A 13,509-nucleotide genomic window follows, 5' to 3' on the forward strand; every position below is an offset into this window, starting at 1 on the left:
TGATTTGGTCGTTCGCGGGGCCCCTGATCAGGGCAGTCGCCCTTCCTGACCCGTCGCCCGTGCCCGCGCCCTTGACCCCTCCGGCGCGGGCGCGGGCGCCACCGATTCCGGCGGGCAGTCCCACTCCACGCCGCCGCCCGGTGGCCGCAGTTGGACGAACCCGCCCTCGCGCGCCATCACCTGCCCGACGCGCCCGTCCCGGGTGTCGATCACATAGGGGCCGAGGCTCATCCCAGCCTCCGGCGCTCGTGCAGGACGGCCACCAGCCGCATCGCGGTGTCCAGGTTCACGCACCCCAGGTTCACCAGCGGATACGCCACCTCGGACGCCGCCGACGCCGCGTCGACCCGCAGCGACGGCAGCAGCACCCCCAGCACCCCGAGTTCCGCCCGCAGTTGGCCGATGGTCTCCTCGACCACCCGCAGCCGTTCCGCGTCGCGCACCACCATCACACTCTCCTTCACGCCGAGTTCTTATTTCGGCACCCAGCGTGACCATCACGGGCCTACGCTGACCAGGGGCATCGGCGCAACAGAACCGACTGATGTACGGGGAGTGATGTACATGACCGGACCCAAGGACCTTGATCCCTCGTCCCGCCGCATCATGATCGGCGAGGAGTTGCGCCACGCGCGGGAACGAGCCCCGCTCACCCAACAAGCCCTGGGTGAGCGGCTGTTCGTCAGCGGCTCGTACGTCGGTCAGATGGAGGCGGGCACGCGCCGCATCCTGCCCGACATGGCCATCCGGCTGGACGAGATCCTGGAGACGGGGGGTTTCTTCGTCCGGCATTGCACGAAGGCGAACGTCTCCAAGCATCCCGAGCACTTCGCGGAAGCCGCCGAGGCGGAAGCGCTCGCCGCTGAGATCAGGCAGTACGAGTCGCTGGTGCTGCCCGGGTTGTTGCAGACACCCGCCTACGCCCGGGCGGTCTTTCTGGCCTATCAGCCCACGGCACCCGAGCCAGCCATCGACAAAATGGTGGCCGCCCGTATGGACCGCACGCGCCTTCTTGACGATCCAACAAGACCTTTGTTGTGGGAAGTCCTCGACGAGGCGGTACTGCGGCGCGAGGTCGGCGGACCGGCTGTCATGGCCGGGGCCCTTCGGCACATCGCCGCGCTGGCCCGCAGACGACGGGTGATCGTTCAGGTGGTGCCGTTCTCGGCGGGGGCGCATGCGTCTCTAGACGGACCACTCAAGCTCATGTACTTCGAGGACGCGCCCCCGCTCTCTTTCGTCGACGCCTCCGGCACGGGCCAGTTGATGGACGATCCCATCACCGTGAACCGACATCAGCTGTCCTACGATCTGCTCAGGGCCGATGCACTCACGCCAAGGCAATCCCTGGCCCTGATCGAATCAGTGGCGGAGGATTACGCGCATGAAGATCACGGACCCGAAGCCTGACCTCACCTCGGCCACTTGGCACAAGTCCACTTACAGCGGCGGCAGTGGCGGAGAGTGCCTGGAGGTCGCCACCGACTTCCCCGGCGCCGCCTGGCACAAGTCCTCATACAGCGCCGGAGACGGCGGCAACTGCCTCGAAGTCACCACCGACGCCCCCGGACTCGTCCCCGTCCGCGACTCCAAGAACCCCGCCGGCCCGGCGCTCGTGCTCCAGGCGGAGACCTGGTCCGCGTTCATCGCTGACCTGCGGCGCCGCTGACCCGGAGAACGAGCCCCGAGCTCCGAGCCCTGCTTTCAAGGATGGGGAGGTGGGTCTCAACCCACCCACCCTCCCGCCGAGTTGGCAGGCTCGGGCACTTTCCGGGACCGGCTTGCCACGCAGGGTGACGACGCTCTAACGTTCCGATAACCGAACGACCCCCGCCGGTGCGCCAACACCGGAGCGGGGGTCTGTCCAACAAGATCTTCAGAGGAGATCTCGTGGCTGACGCCAACTTTAGTGCTGCCCCCGCCCAGACGCACCCCGCATCGCCCACCCCGCCGCACCCGATGGCGAATCCGGGCTACGGCAAGCGCTCCGCGCCGGACCAACTCCCCCGTACGGGCCACGACTTCGCACACCTGCCGGAGCGCGAGGCACACATCGCCGCCTTCATCGACCGGCTGCCCGAGGGGGCGGAGATGTCGGTGAAGCTGCTCTCCCGGTGCCTCCCGTACGGGCAGGCGGCGATGCGTACCGCCCTCAACAACCTCCAGCGGGCGGGCCACCTGCGGCGGGGCCGCGAGCATGTGCACGGTTCGGGCAGTGCGCGCTGGGTGACCCGTACGTGGTTCTCGCGGACCGCGCGGGGCGACGCGTGGTGGGCGGCGTACGCGATGGGCGACGTACCGGAGGCGACACCCGAGGAGACCGAGCCCACCATGCGCCCCACCCGCAGCCGCGCGTTCATGCTCCTGGCGGCGCTGGGCCGGACGGCCCCGTCGCTGGCGCTGTCCGCCGCCGAGTGCGCGCGGCTCGCGCCCGAGGCGGAGCGGTGGTTCGCGCGGGGTGCGAGCGAGGACGAGGTACGGCAGGCGCTGACGGCCGGGCTGCCCGTCCCGGTGCACAGCCCGGCCGCCCTGCTGCACCGGCGCCTGGTCGACAAGCTCCCGCCGCCCGCTCCGGTCGCGACGCGCCCGGTGCTGCGGCTGATCGAGTGCGCGCGGTGCGGCGCACCCGGTCATCCCGAGGCGTTGCCCGGCGGTTTCTGCGACCTGTGTTCCGGCGCCCGGACCACTCGCCGGGCGCCGGCGCCGCTGGCCGCCGAGGCCGTCCGCTCGCATGCGACGGAGGTGCGGCGGGCCCTGTGGTCCGGGCGGGAGCGGAGCCGGACGTGAACCGGCTCCGGCCGCGCTCGGCATGCGCCCCGGCGGCCCCTCCCGCATGCTGGCCGTATGGCTGAGAGCACCCTTCGCACGATCTCCCTCTCCGACTTCCGCCCCGACCGGCGGCGCCTGGTGACCGGCGCCGTGGTGACGGGCGCGGGCATGCTCGTCGCGGCGGCGGGCGTCGGCGTGCTGGCGTACGAGCTGTTCCGGGCGGGGCGTACCTGGACCAGCGCCTGGCAGGTGCCGCCGGCCGTGCTCGCGTCGCGCGCCCTGCACCAGGCGCAGAGCGCGGCCCAGGCCGGCCGCGACGCCTGGACCAGCTACCAGGAGACGCCGGTCCGCTAGAGCCTCTCGGACCCGGCCCCGGCCTGGAGGCGCAGCCCCGCCAGGGTCAGATCCAACGCGGCCCGGAACTGGGCCGCGTCGTCGTGCCCGTCGAACTCGTCGACGATCTCGTGCACGAACGGGAACGCCTCGGGGTCCAGCTCGCGCCAGCTCGCGGCGAAGCGGCTGAGGAACGCCTCCGGGGTCACCGCGCCGTCGAGCACCTCCTGCGGCGGCTCCTGCCCGAGGTCGACAGCGGAGCCGACGACGACGCCGGTGATCGCGGAGACCGCGTGGAAGCGCTGGAGCGCGGTCAGATCGAGGCGCAGTGTCGGCCGGCCCAGGGCCTCGTAGAGGCGTAGCGCGTTGCCCTGCACGTCGGTGTTGCGCATGAAGTAGTTGCCGAGCCAGGGCCGCCGCACGATCGCGTCGAAGAGCATCAGCCCCATCGCGCGCAGATCCTCGATCGGGTCCTCGCTCGCCGGGCGCGCCTCGATGTCGGCGAGGACGCCGCCGATCGCGTGGTCCGTGGCGCGGTCCAGCAGCTCGTCCTTGCTCGCGACGTACCAGTAGATGCTCGCGACGCCGCCGCCGAGGCGCTGCGCCAGCGCCCGGAACGTCAGCGCCGAAGGACCGGCCTCGTCGAGCAGCGCGACCGCCTCGGTCAGCACGGACTCCATCGAGTGCGACGCCCGTCGGCGGCCCTGGGCGGCGCGGTTCTGCTGGCGTGGCATGGGCGGTACCTCAATCCCTTTGCATCGCATCGAACGTTGTTCTATCGTACTTCATCGAACGAGGTTCGATAACCGATCGATGTTCGATAGAAGGGACCGCCGCCATGACCACCGCCGCCCGTAAACCCCCGCCCCCGCCGTCCTCCCGCGCCTATCCGTCCCTGCGTGCCGCGTGGATCCCGCTCGCCGCGCTCTGCCTGGCCTTCTTCGTCGAGATGGTCGACAACACCCTGCTGTCCATCGCGCTGCCCACCATCGGCCGCGACCTGGGCAGCGGCACCACCGCGCTCCAGTGGGTCACCGGCGCCTACTCGCTCACCTTCGGCGGCCTGCTGCTCACCGCGGGATCGATGGCCGACCGGCTCGGGCGGCGCCGGGTGCTGCTGACCGGGCTCGCCGTGTTCGGCGCGCTGAGCCTGTGCGTCGTCTGGGTCACCACCGCGGGCCAGCTCATCGCCCTGCGCGCCGCGCTCGGCATAGCCGCCGCGGCGATGGCGCCGATCACCAACTCCCTGGTCTTCCGCCTCTTCGACGACAAGGCGCTGCGGATGCGCGCGATGACGGTGATGATCGTCGTCGGCATGTCCGGCTTCGTCCTCGGCCCGCTGCTCGGCGGCACCGCCCTGGCCCATGTGCGCTGGGAGTGGCTGCTGGTCGTCAACGCGCCGATCGCGGTGATCGCCTGCCTCGGGGTGCGGCTCGGCGTCCCCGCCGACCGGCCCGAGGACCTGACCCGCGACCGGCTCGACGTGCCCGGCGCCGTCCTGAGCGTCGCCACCATCGGCCTCGCCTGCTACGCGCTGACCAGTGGCGTCGAGCACGGCTGGGGCTCGGCCGCCACCCTCGCCTCGATCGCCGGGGCCGTCCTCGCCGGGTGCGCCTTCGTCCGGCACGAGCGCCGCAGCAAGGCCCCCATGCTGGACCTGCGCCTCTTCCGGAACGGCACCGTCCGCGGCGCCGCCGTCGCCCAGATCGGCACGTCCATCGCCATGGCAGGCGTGATGTTCGGCCTGATCCTGCACTTCCAGTACGCCTACGGGTGGAGCCCCGTGCGGGCCGGGCTCGCCAATCTGCCGATCATCGTGACCATGCTCCTCGCGACCCCGCTCTCCGAGGGCCTCGCGCGCCGCTTCGGACACCGGGTCGCCTGCCTGGTCGGAGCGGCCTGCCTGGCGCTCTCCCTGGCGGGATTGTCCTGGGGCGTCGCGCACGGGTACGCCGTCATCGCGGCCTGCATGGTGCTCATGACCATCGGGCTGCGCACCGTGATGACGATCTGCGCGGTCGCCCTCGTCGACGCCATGCCGGACAACCGCACCTCGATCGCCGCCGCCCTGAACGACACCGCGCAGGAGGTCGGCACCAGCGTCGGCACCGCCGTGGTCGGCACCCTGATCGCCGCCCTGGTCACCACCCAGCTGCCCGCGGGCGCCTGGAGCGACGGGCTCGTCTCGTCCTTCTTCCACGGCGAACGGATCGCCTACGGCCTGCTCGCCGTCGTCGTCGGACTGATCGCGGCCGCCGGCGCACTGAGCCTCACCGACTCCCACAGCATCGAGGAGGCCGCTCACGAAGAGGCCGTGGCCTGAGCCCCGCCCCCGCCCGTCTCCGTGCCCGGCGTCGCCGGTGCGTCGAAGCCCGGAACCACCGGGAGCACGTGCTCGGCGACGTCCAGGAGCACGGTCCGGTCCGGGAAGCCGCCGTGGTTGCGCCAGACCACCAACTCGTAGGAACCGCCGCGGTTCTTCGCGTCGAACGCCACACTGAGCGCCTCCGCCGGCGTGCCCGGCGCGCTCTCGGCGTCCGACCCGTCGAGCCGGAAGCGGATCCCCATCGTCTGCGTCGAGTAGAAGACCGCGGGACGGCGCAGCACCTGCTGCGCGTGGACGTCGCGGCCGATGTACGCGGTGGTCCGCGCGTCGACCGGGTACCGGTCGTAGGACGCGTGCAGCTCCACGGTGTAGGTGTCGAACTCGACCCGGGCGGACGGCGAGTGGACCTCGTTCTTCCCGGTCCCCATGGACTCGCTGCCCCCGGACGCGCTCTTCGCCCGCTCGCCCGGCGTCCCCAGCCAGGACGCCAGCTCCCGCTGGTTGAGCGCCGAGCACAGCTGGGCCCCGGAGACCCGCCCGGCCGCCTCGTCGCCCTTCTCCGCCACGCCCCCGGAACACGCGGCGGCCTCGGGCGCGCCGCCCTGGTCGGAGGCCGACTCCTTCGAGATCGCCCAGAAGCCCACGGCGAGCGCCCCCACGAGGGCCACGGCCGAGATGGCCTGCCCCACCGCGTTCGTGCCCCGCTCCGGTCCACCATTGCTGTCGCTGTCGCTCATGTCCCCCACCCGCCCCGCGAACCGCGCTCTACTCCCCAGTACGCGCCCGGGGACAGTAACCCGTGGCGATCAAGGGGACAAGGGACGTGCGAAGACGGCCGGGGACGCGCAAACGCCCGAGGGCGGCACCCCCTCGCGAAGAGGAGGTGCCGCCCTCGGGACGTACAGACAAGCTGATCAGGTCGGGGACCGGATCAGAAGTCCATGTCACCGCCCGGCATGCCGCCCGGAGCACCGCCGCCGGCAGCGGCCTTCTCCGGCTTGTCAGCGATGACGGCCTCGGTGGTGAGGAACAGCGCGGCGATGGAGGCGGCGTTCTGCAGGGCAGAGCGCGTCACCTTCGCCGGGTCGATGATGCCCTCGGCGATCATGTCGACGTACTCACCGGTCGCGGCGTTCAGACCGTGGCCGACGGGAAGGTTGCGCACCTTCTCCACGACGACGCCACCCTCGAGACCACCGTTGACGGAGATCTGCTTGAGCGGGGCCTCCAGGGCGAGCTTCACGGCGTTGGCGCCGGTCGCCTCGTCACCTTCGAGCTCCAGCTTCTCGAAGACCGCGGAGGCCTGGAGGAGAGCCACGCCGCCACCGGCGACGATGCCCTCTTCGACGGCCGCCTTCGCGTTGCGCACGGCGTCCTCGATGCGGTGCTTGCGCTCCTTGAGCTCGACCTCGGTGGCCGCGCCCGCCTTGATGACGGCCACGCCGCCGGCGAGCTTGGCGAGGCGCTCCTGGAGCTTCTCGCGGTCGTAGTCCGAGTCGCTGTTCTCGATCTCGGCACGGATCTGGTTGACGCGGCCCTGGACCTGGTCGCTCTCACCGGAGCCGTCGACGATCGTCGTCTCGTCCTTGGTGATGACGACCTTGCGGGCGCGGCCGAGCAGGTCGAGACCGGCGTTCTCCAGCTTGAGGCCGACCTCCTCGGAGATGACGGTGCCACCGGTGAGGATGGCGATGTCGCCGAGCATGGCCTTGCGGCGGTCACCGAAGCCCGGGGCCTTGACGGCGACGGACTTGAAGGTGCCACGGATCTTGTTGACGACCAGGGTCGACAGGGCCTCGCCCTCGACGTCCTCGGCGATGATCAGCAGCGGCTTGCCGGACTGCATGACCTTCTCGAGCAGCGGAAGGAGGTCCTTCACGTTGCCGATCTTCGAGTTGACGATCAGGATGTACGGGTCGTCGAGCGACGCCTCCATACGCTCCATGTCGGTGGCGAAGTACGCCGAGATGTAGCCCTTGTCGAAGCGCATACCCTCGGTGAGCTCCAGCTCCAGACCGAAGGTCTGGGACTCCTCGACGGTGATGACGCCTTCCTTGCCGACCTTGTCCATGGCCTCGGCGATGAGCTCGCCGATCTGGGTGTCGGCGGCGGAGATGGAGGCGGTCGAAGCGATCTGCTCCTTGGTCTCCACGTCCTTGGCCTGCTCGAGCAGGGCGGCGGAGACGGCCTCGACGGCCTTCTCGATGCCACGCTTGAGGGCCATCGGGTTGGCACCGGCGGCCACGTTGCGCAGACCCTCGCGCACCAGGGCCTGGGCCAGGACGGTCGCGGTCGTCGTGCCGTCACCGGCGACGTCGTCCGTCTTCTTCGCGACCTCCTTGACCAGCTCGGCGCCGATCTTCTCGTACGGGTCCTCGAGCTCGATCTCCTTGGCGATGGAGACACCATCGTTGGTGATCGTGGGGGCGCCCCACTTCTTCTCGAGGACGACGTTGCGACCCTTGGGGCCCAGGGTCACCTTGACGGCGTCGGCGAGCTGGTTCATGCCGCGCTCGAGGCCGCGCCGTGCCTCCTCGTCGAACGCGATGATCTTGGCCATGTGAAGTGGTCCTCCCGGACGGGGTGGAAAAGCAAGCAAACGGACCGTGCTGGTGCCCGCGACGGACGGCCCCTGAGCCTTGTGGTTCCTTGCCCCACCCGGCCCCTGGACCTCACCGACCCGATCCAAGTTCTGTCACTCTCACGCGGAGAGTGCTAAGCCCAATGATTAGCACTCGACCCATGCGAGTGCAAGCGGCTACCACAGAATCGGCGGGGGCGCGTGCCGCGTACGAGGGGGCGCACGCCTGGTGGGGCGCGGGGTCGCGCAGCGCGAAGGGTCCGCGCCCCCTGACGGGGACACGGACCCTTCGTGTCGTGCCAAGCCTGCTGTCAGTCGCGACGCGCGTCAGCCGGCGGCCAGGCGGACCATGTCAGCCTGCGGCCCCTTCTGGCCCTGCGAGATCTCGAATTCCACTCGCTGACCCTCTTCGAGGGTGCGGTAACCGTCCATCTGAATCGCGCTGTAGTGGACGAATACATCCGCACCACCGTCGACCGCGATGAAGCCGTACCCCTTCTCCGCGTTGAACCACTTGACGGTGCCCTGAGCCATGCCTAACTCCCCTATTACTGGCCCTTGCACAGACCCGCACTTCGCGGATCCGGGTCAGACCTCACCCTCCCCAATGGGTGGGGGTGTGCGCCGGAACGCGTCGACCGCGGCTGAATGTATCTGCCCAACTGCCGTCTGCAACAGGTCAATCGGACGAGAATTCTGGGCGCGCGCGAGCGGTGGAACCAGGGCGACTCGCCGGAACCCGGGGCAAGTCGGGCCGCGTAAATGCCGTAAAGGGGCCGAATGGGCCGGGCAGTTTGGCTGCTTCTTGTCGCGGCTCGCGCGGAAACTCATATGCGCCCGTCATGCGCCACATACGGAAAGGGAGCAGCTTCCCCAACTGTACCGTGCTCAACCATGCAGAATTGCCCCCTCCGCTTCTCTCGCGGAGGGGGCAATGTCAGTGACGCCGGGTAAAGCGGAATGCGATCATCCGCCGGCGACGGCCGGAATGATCGAGACGCCGGCGCCGTCGGGCGTGGCGGTCTGCAGGCCCTGCTCGAAGCGGACGTCGTCGTCGTTGACGTAGACGTTCACGAAGCGGCGCAGCTTGCCCTGGTCGTCCAGGACGCGCGCGGCGATCCCGGTGTGGTTCCGCTCCAGGTCCGCGAGGACCTCGGAGAGCGTGGCACCCTCGGCGCTCACCTCGGCCTGGCCGCCGGTGTAGGTACGCAGGATGGTGGGGATGCGGACGTTGACGCTCATGGATTCACTCACCTCGGGGTACGTAGCGCCCCGTCAGGGCGCGGGGAACTGCGCGACCGGCCACGGACGGCCGCCGGCGGGCACTACTCGGCGGCGAGCCCCGCGGCGCGGAACGCCTCCAGGCTGGGCCGGATCGTGGCCGTGGCCTGCGAGGACTCCGCGACGGCGTCCAGCGTCTTCAGGCCGTCACCCGTGTTCAGGACCACCGTGGTCAGCGACGGGTCGATCAGCCCGGCCTCGATGAGCTTCTTGGTGACCCCCACCGTCACCCCGCCCGCCGTCTCCGCGAAGATGCCCTCCGTCTGCGCGAGCAGCTTGATCGCGTCGACGACCTGCTCGTCGTTCACGTCCTCCACGGCGCCGCCCGTGCGGCGCGCGATGTCGAGCACGTAGGGACCGTCGGCCGGGTTGCCGATGGCGAGCGACTTGGCGATGGTGTCGGGCTTCTGCGGGCGGACCACGTCCGTACCGGCCTTGTACGCCACCGAGACCGGCGAGCAGCCCTCGGCCTGGGCGCCGAACAGCTTGTACGGCTTGTCCTCGACGAGGCCGAGCTTGATCAGCTCCTGGAGCCCCTTGTCGATCTTCGTGAACTGCGAGCCGGACGCGATCGGGATGACCAGCTGGTCCGGGAGCCGCCAGCCGAGCTGCTCGCAGATCTCGTAGGCCAGCGTCTTGGAGCCCTCGCCGTAGTACGGGCGCAGGTTCACGTTGACGAAGCCCCAGCCCTCGCCCAGCGGGTCACCGATCAGCTCGGAGCAGAAGCGGTTCACGTCGTCGTAGTTGCCCTCGATGGCGACGAGGTCACCGCCGTAGACACCGGCCATGACGACCTTGCCCTGCTCCAGGTCGTGCGGGATGAACACGCACGAGCGGAAGCCGGCCCGCGCGGCGGCGGCGCCGACGGCACCCGCCAGGTTGCCCGTGGAGGAGCAGGACAGGGTGGTGAAGCCGAAGGCGCGCGCGGCCTCGATGGCCTGCGCGACGACGCGGTCCTTGAAGGAGTGCGTGGGGTTGCCGGAGTCGTCCTTGACGAACAACTTGCCCTGCTCGACGCCGAGTTCACGGGCGAGGTTGTCGGCCTTGACCAGCTTGGTCCAGCCCGGGTTCAGGTTCGGCTTCTCGGCGACGTCGGCCGGGACGGGCAGCAGGGGGGCGTAGCGCCAGACATTGGCCGGGCCCGCCTCGATCTGCTTGCGCAGCGCCTCGGGGTCACCGGTGGGCAGGTCGTAGGCGACTTCCAGGGGGCCGAAACACTCGGCGCAGGCGAAGATCGGCCCGAGTTCGAAGGTGGTGCCGCACTCCCGGCAGGAGAGGCCGGAGGCGGGCCCGAGGTCGACGGTGCCCGCGGCAGAAGCGGCGGTTTCGGTGGCGACGGTCTGTACAGCCATGAGAGGCGAGGCCCTTTCTCCTCATCTTCCTCGCGGCGCATCTCGCCACGAGACGGATTTGGCACCTTCCCTAGCCGGGAGCCTCGCGGGCGCACTGGCGTGTGCGGACGAGACCGGCTGGAGGGTTGCCGGGGCTTCAACGGGCCGTATCCCTCTGCCCCTCTGGATGAGCGGTATTCGATTATGTGAAGCGGTTGGGTGGCGGCGACCCCGGCATGCGATGGTCACCGGCCTTGTTCAAGACTGTAACCGAAGGCCCGCACCCTTGAGATAGTCGTCCGAACCGCGAGATGGATCACATCCGCGGCCACGCCCCCGCCGCTGAGGAGCCGCAGACCGTGCTGGAAGAAGTCGAGCGCTGGCTGGACCGGCGCTCCTGGTCCGTGGCCGACCGGCCGCTGCCCCGGCTGCTCGCCGCCAAGCGCGCCACCGGCCAGACGGTGAGCGTGGTGCTGCCCGCGCTCGACGAGCAGGAGACGGTCGGCGAGATCGTCGCCGTGATCCGGCGCGAGCTGATGACGGCGGCGGTGCCGCTCGTCGACGAGCTGGTGGTCGTCGACTCCGGCTCCACCGACCGCACCGCCGAGGTCGCCGCGGCGGCCGGGGCGCGCGTCGTGCACCGGGACGCGGTCCTGCCGCGCCTGCCCGCGCGGCCCGGCAAGGGCGAGGTGCTGTGGCGGTCGCTGTACGCCACGAGCGGCGACATCGTCTGCTTCGTCGACGCGGACCTGAAGGAGTTCTCGGCGGACTTCGTCTCCGGGATCGCCGGACCGCTCCTCACCGACCCGGGCGTCAGCTTCGTGAAGGCCATGTACGACCGGCCGCTCGGCGAGACGGGCGGCCAGGGCGGCCGGGTCACCGAGCTGATGGCCCGCCCGGTCCTCAACCTGCACTGGCCCCGCCTCGCCGGGTTCGTCCAGCCGCTGGGCGGCGAGTACGCGGCGCGCCGCTCGCTCCTGGAGCGGCTGCCGTTCCCCGTCGGCTACGGCGTGGAGCTGGGGCTGCTCGTGGACGCGCTGCACACCGTGGGCCTGGAGGCGCTGGCCCAGGTCGACGTGGGGGTGCGCCGCCACCGCCACCAGGACGGGCAGGCGCTGGGCCGGATGGCCGCGGCGATCTACCGCACGGCGCAGCTGCGGCTGGCCCGCGGGCACCTGGTGCGCCCGGAGCTGACCCAGTTCGAGCGGGGCGCCGACGGCTTCGTGCCGCGCACGTACCCGGTCGACACCGAGGAGCGGCCACCGATGGCCGAGATCGCCGAGTACGCGTGGCGCCGGGTGGCGTAGCGGTCCGGCGCCGCTTCCGCTCATACGTTTGAACTGGGGCGAGCCGGGCTAGCGTGCCCGTATGGCTTCCACGCAAGGTGCTGCTGAGGTTCTCGTCGCGTCCAACCGCGGCCCCGTCTCCTACGTCCTGAAGGACGGTGACGAGGGCGGCCCGATCGAGGCGAGGCGCGGCGGCGGCGGCCTGGTCTCCGCGCTCAGCGTCGTCGAGGACAAGCTCTGGGTCTGCTCGGCGCTCACCGAAGGTGACCGCGAGGCCGTCCGGCGCGGCGTCAGCGAGCCGGGCGTGCGGATGCTGGACATCGACGCGGACGTACACGCGGACGCGTACAACGGCGTCGCGAACTCGGTGCTGTGGTTCGTGCACCACATGCTCTACCAGACGCCGCTGGAGCCCTCCTTCGGGCCGGAGTTCCGCCGCCAGTGGGCGTCGTACGAGGCGTACAACCGGGCCTTCGCCGAGGCGCTGGCCGAGGAGGCCGCGCCCGGCGCGACGGTCGTCGTGCAGGACTACCACCTGACGCTGGTCCCCGGCATGCTCCGCGAACTCCGCGGCGACCTGCGCATCGGGCACTTCTCGCACACGCCGTGGGCGCCCGTCGACTACTTCCGGATGCTGCCCGACGACATCGCCGAGCAGATCCTGAAGGGGATGCTCGGCGCGGACCGGCTCGGCTTCCTGACCCGCCGCTGGGCGGACGCGTTCACCGACTGCTGTACGCGCATCCTCGGCGGTACGTCGGGGACGCGGATCGGGGTGCACGGGCTCGGCGCCGACGCGGACTTCCTGCGCGAGCGCGCGGGCCGCCCGGACGTCGAGGAGCGGCTCGCGGCGCTGCGCGAGCAGGTGGGCGAGGGCCGGCAGGTGATCGTGCGGGTGGACCGGACCGAGCTGTCGAAGAACATCGTGCGCGGGCTGCACGCCTACGAACTGCTTCTGGAGACCCGGCCCGACCTGCGCGAGAAGGTCGTCCACGTCGCGTTCGCCTACCCCTCGCGGCAGGATCTCGCCGTCTACCGCGACTACACGGACGAGGTGTCGCGGGTCGCGGAGGCGATCAACTCCCGCTTCGGTACGCAGGGCTGGACGCCGGTCGTGCTCCACGTCAAGGACGACTTCGCGCGCTCGCTCGCGGCGTACCGGCTCGCCGACGTCGCCCTCGTCAACCCGATCCGCGACGGCATGAACCTCGTCGCCAAGGAGGTGCCGGTCGTCTCCGACGCGGGGTGTGTGCTCGTGCTGTCGCGGGAGGCGGGGGCGTATGAGGAGCTGGGGGAGGACGCGCTGGTGGTGAACCCGTATGACGTGTCCGGGACGGCTTCGGCGCTGGGCGCTGCGCTGGCTCTGGGGGAGGAGGAGCGGGCGGAGCGTACGAAGCGGCTGGCTGCCGCCGGGACCGCGCTTCCTCCGGGCCAGTGGTTCCTGGACCAACTGGCCGCACTCCAGGAGTGACCCGCTCTATGCCATGCCCCTGCGGCCCGGTGGGGGCTGGTCGCGCAGTTCCCCGCGCCCCTGAGATGCGCACTACGTGCGCCATCTCATCGGGGAAGGCTGCGCGTAGCGCATGCCTTCAGGGGCGCGGG

15 protein-coding genes and 1 riboswitch are annotated in these 13,509 nt (G+C 70.7%); of the genes, 7 read left to right on the top strand and 8 right to left on the bottom strand.

Translation table 11 applies throughout. The features are described from left to right. Positions 1-27: 27 nt before the first annotated feature. Positions 28-231 carry a hypothetical protein gene (locus ABZY33_RS12395; RefSeq protein WP_356491470.1) on the bottom strand — a complete coding sequence of 68 codons (204 nt, stop codon included), beginning with the start codon at positions 229-231 and terminating at the stop codon, positions 28-30. After that, positions 228-464, bottom strand: a complete 237-nt coding sequence (locus tag ABZY33_RS12400; protein ID WP_356491471.1) for a hypothetical protein — start codon at positions 462-464, stop codon at positions 228-230. Before ABZY33_RS12400 ends, ABZY33_RS12395 begins: the two co-directional genes overlap by 4 nt. Before the next feature lie 100 nt (positions 465-564). Between ABZY33_RS12400 and ABZY33_RS12405 the strand changes: the two genes are divergently transcribed. The 4 genes from ABZY33_RS12405 to ABZY33_RS12420 all read left to right on the top strand — a co-directional run bounded on the left by ABZY33_RS12405 (position 565) and on the right by ABZY33_RS12420 (position 3,123). Continuing rightward, positions 565-1,410 (top strand): helix-turn-helix transcriptional regulator, encoded by an 846-nt coding sequence (locus ABZY33_RS12405; RefSeq protein ID WP_356491472.1) that lies wholly within the window; start codon positions 565-567, stop codon positions 1,408-1,410. After that, positions 1,385-1,669: a DUF397 domain-containing protein gene (locus tag ABZY33_RS12410; RefSeq protein WP_356491473.1), complete on the top strand. Its 285-nt coding sequence runs from the start codon at positions 1,385-1,387 to the stop codon at positions 1,667-1,669. Before ABZY33_RS12405 ends, ABZY33_RS12410 begins: the two co-directional genes overlap by 26 nt. Positions 1,670-1,959: 290 nt before the next feature. Further along, the gene (locus ABZY33_RS12415) at positions 1,960-2,787 is read left to right on the top strand and encodes a hypothetical protein (RefSeq protein ID WP_356491489.1); all 828 of its coding nucleotides are present in this window, start codon (positions 1,960-1,962) and stop codon (positions 2,785-2,787) included. Between the two features lie 57 nt (positions 2,788-2,844). Further along, positions 2,845-3,123 (top strand): hypothetical protein, encoded by a 279-nt coding sequence (locus ABZY33_RS12420; RefSeq protein WP_356491474.1) that lies wholly within the window; start codon positions 2,845-2,847, stop codon positions 3,121-3,123. Here ABZY33_RS12420 and ABZY33_RS12425 read toward each other — a convergent pair. Continuing rightward, complete coding sequence (locus ABZY33_RS12425; protein WP_356491490.1) at positions 3,120-3,782, bottom strand: TetR/AcrR family transcriptional regulator; 663 nt, start codon at positions 3,780-3,782, stop codon at positions 3,120-3,122. The two genes, ABZY33_RS12420 and ABZY33_RS12425, sit on opposite strands and share 4 nt — an antisense overlap. A 158-nt stretch (positions 3,783-3,940) precedes the next feature. Between ABZY33_RS12425 and ABZY33_RS12430 the strand changes: the two genes are divergently transcribed. Continuing rightward, positions 3,941-5,425 carry an MFS transporter gene (locus ABZY33_RS12430; protein WP_356491475.1) on the top strand — a complete coding sequence of 495 codons (1,485 nt, stop codon included), beginning with the start codon at positions 3,941-3,943 and terminating at the stop codon, positions 5,423-5,425. Here the strand turns inward: ABZY33_RS12430 and ABZY33_RS12435 are convergent. The 5 genes from ABZY33_RS12435 to thrC form a co-directional block, all read right to left on the bottom strand. Further along, positions 5,404-6,165: a DUF6215 domain-containing protein gene (locus tag ABZY33_RS12435; protein ID WP_356491476.1), complete on the bottom strand. Its 762-nt coding sequence runs from the start codon at positions 6,163-6,165 to the stop codon at positions 5,404-5,406. The two genes, ABZY33_RS12430 and ABZY33_RS12435, sit on opposite strands and share 22 nt — an antisense overlap. 194 nt (positions 6,166-6,359) lie before the next feature. Continuing rightward, complete coding sequence (gene groL, locus ABZY33_RS12440) at positions 6,360-7,988, bottom strand: chaperonin GroEL (protein ID WP_356491477.1); 1,629 nt, start codon at positions 7,986-7,988, stop codon at positions 6,360-6,362. A gap of 348 nt (positions 7,989-8,336) precedes the next feature. Further along, complete coding sequence (locus ABZY33_RS12445) at positions 8,337-8,543, bottom strand: cold-shock protein (RefSeq protein ID WP_005486335.1); 207 nt, start codon at positions 8,541-8,543, stop codon at positions 8,337-8,339. A 432-nt stretch (positions 8,544-8,975) separates the two neighbouring features. Further along, positions 8,976-9,251, bottom strand: coding sequence for a MoaD/ThiS family protein (locus tag ABZY33_RS12450; RefSeq protein ID WP_356491478.1), 276 nt, complete (start codon positions 9,249-9,251; stop codon positions 8,976-8,978). Between the two features lie 83 nt (positions 9,252-9,334). Next, positions 9,335-10,642, bottom strand: coding sequence for a threonine synthase (gene thrC / locus ABZY33_RS12455; RefSeq protein WP_356491479.1), 1,308 nt, complete (start codon positions 10,640-10,642; stop codon positions 9,335-9,337). Positions 10,643-10,660: 18 nt separating this feature from the next. After that, a riboswitch (SAM riboswitch) is annotated at positions 10,661-10,815 on the bottom strand. Positions 10,816-10,980: 165 nt separating this feature from the next. Here thrC and ABZY33_RS12460 point away from each other — a divergent pair. Both ABZY33_RS12460 and ABZY33_RS12465 read left to right on the top strand, forming a co-directional pair. Next, positions 10,981-11,928, top strand: coding sequence for a glucosyl-3-phosphoglycerate synthase (locus ABZY33_RS12460; protein WP_356491491.1), 948 nt, complete (start codon positions 10,981-10,983; stop codon positions 11,926-11,928). Positions 11,929-11,989: 61 nt separating this feature from the next. Next, on the top strand, positions 11,990-13,378 hold the full coding sequence (locus tag ABZY33_RS12465; protein ID WP_356491480.1) for a trehalose-6-phosphate synthase: 1,389 nt from the start codon (positions 11,990-11,992) through the stop codon (positions 13,376-13,378). Positions 13,379-13,509 lie beyond the last annotated feature (131 nt).

Source organism: Streptomyces sp. NPDC006552, assembly GCF_040611655.1.
In the GTDB taxonomy this organism is placed as follows: domain Bacteria; phylum Actinomycetota; class Actinomycetes; order Streptomycetales; family Streptomycetaceae; genus Streptomyces.

Excerpts from the sequence above, each read along its gene's own strand:
- ABZY33_RS12395 (WP_356491470.1), bottom strand. The coding sequence starts at position 231 with ATGAGCCTCGGCCCCTATGTGATCGACACCCGGGACGGGCGCGTCGGG.
- ABZY33_RS12405 (WP_356491472.1), top strand. The coding sequence starts at position 565 with ATGACCGGACCCAAGGACCTTGATCCCTCGTCCCGCCGCATCATGATC.
- ABZY33_RS12410 (WP_356491473.1), top strand. The coding sequence starts at position 1,385 with ATGAAGATCACGGACCCGAAGCCTGACCTCACCTCGGCCACTTGGCAC.
- ABZY33_RS12415 (WP_356491489.1), top strand. The coding sequence starts at position 1,960 with ATGGCGAATCCGGGCTACGGCAAGCGCTCCGCGCCGGACCAACTCCCC.
- ABZY33_RS12420 (WP_356491474.1), top strand. The coding sequence starts at position 2,845 with ATGGCTGAGAGCACCCTTCGCACGATCTCCCTCTCCGACTTCCGCCCC.
- ABZY33_RS12425 (WP_356491490.1), bottom strand. The coding sequence starts at position 3,782 with ATGGAGTCCGTGCTGACCGAGGCGGTCGCGCTGCTCGACGAGGCCGGT.
- ABZY33_RS12430 (WP_356491475.1), top strand. The coding sequence starts at position 3,941 with ATGACCACCGCCGCCCGTAAACCCCCGCCCCCGCCGTCCTCCCGCGCC.
- ABZY33_RS12435 (WP_356491476.1), bottom strand. The coding sequence starts at position 6,165 with ATGAGCGACAGCGACAGCAATGGTGGACCGGAGCGGGGCACGAACGCG.
- groL (WP_356491477.1), bottom strand. The coding sequence starts at position 7,988 with ATGGCCAAGATCATCGCGTTCGACGAGGAGGCACGGCGCGGCCTCGAG.
- ABZY33_RS12445 (WP_005486335.1), bottom strand. The coding sequence starts at position 8,543 with ATGGCTCAGGGCACCGTCAAGTGGTTCAACGCGGAGAAGGGGTACGGC.
- ABZY33_RS12450 (WP_356491478.1), bottom strand. The coding sequence starts at position 9,251 with ATGAGCGTCAACGTCCGCATCCCCACCATCCTGCGTACCTACACCGGC.
- thrC (WP_356491479.1), bottom strand. The coding sequence starts at position 10,642 with ATGGCTGTACAGACCGTCGCCACCGAAACCGCCGCTTCTGCCGCGGGC.
- ABZY33_RS12465 (WP_356491480.1), top strand. The coding sequence starts at position 11,990 with ATGGCTTCCACGCAAGGTGCTGCTGAGGTTCTCGTCGCGTCCAACCGC.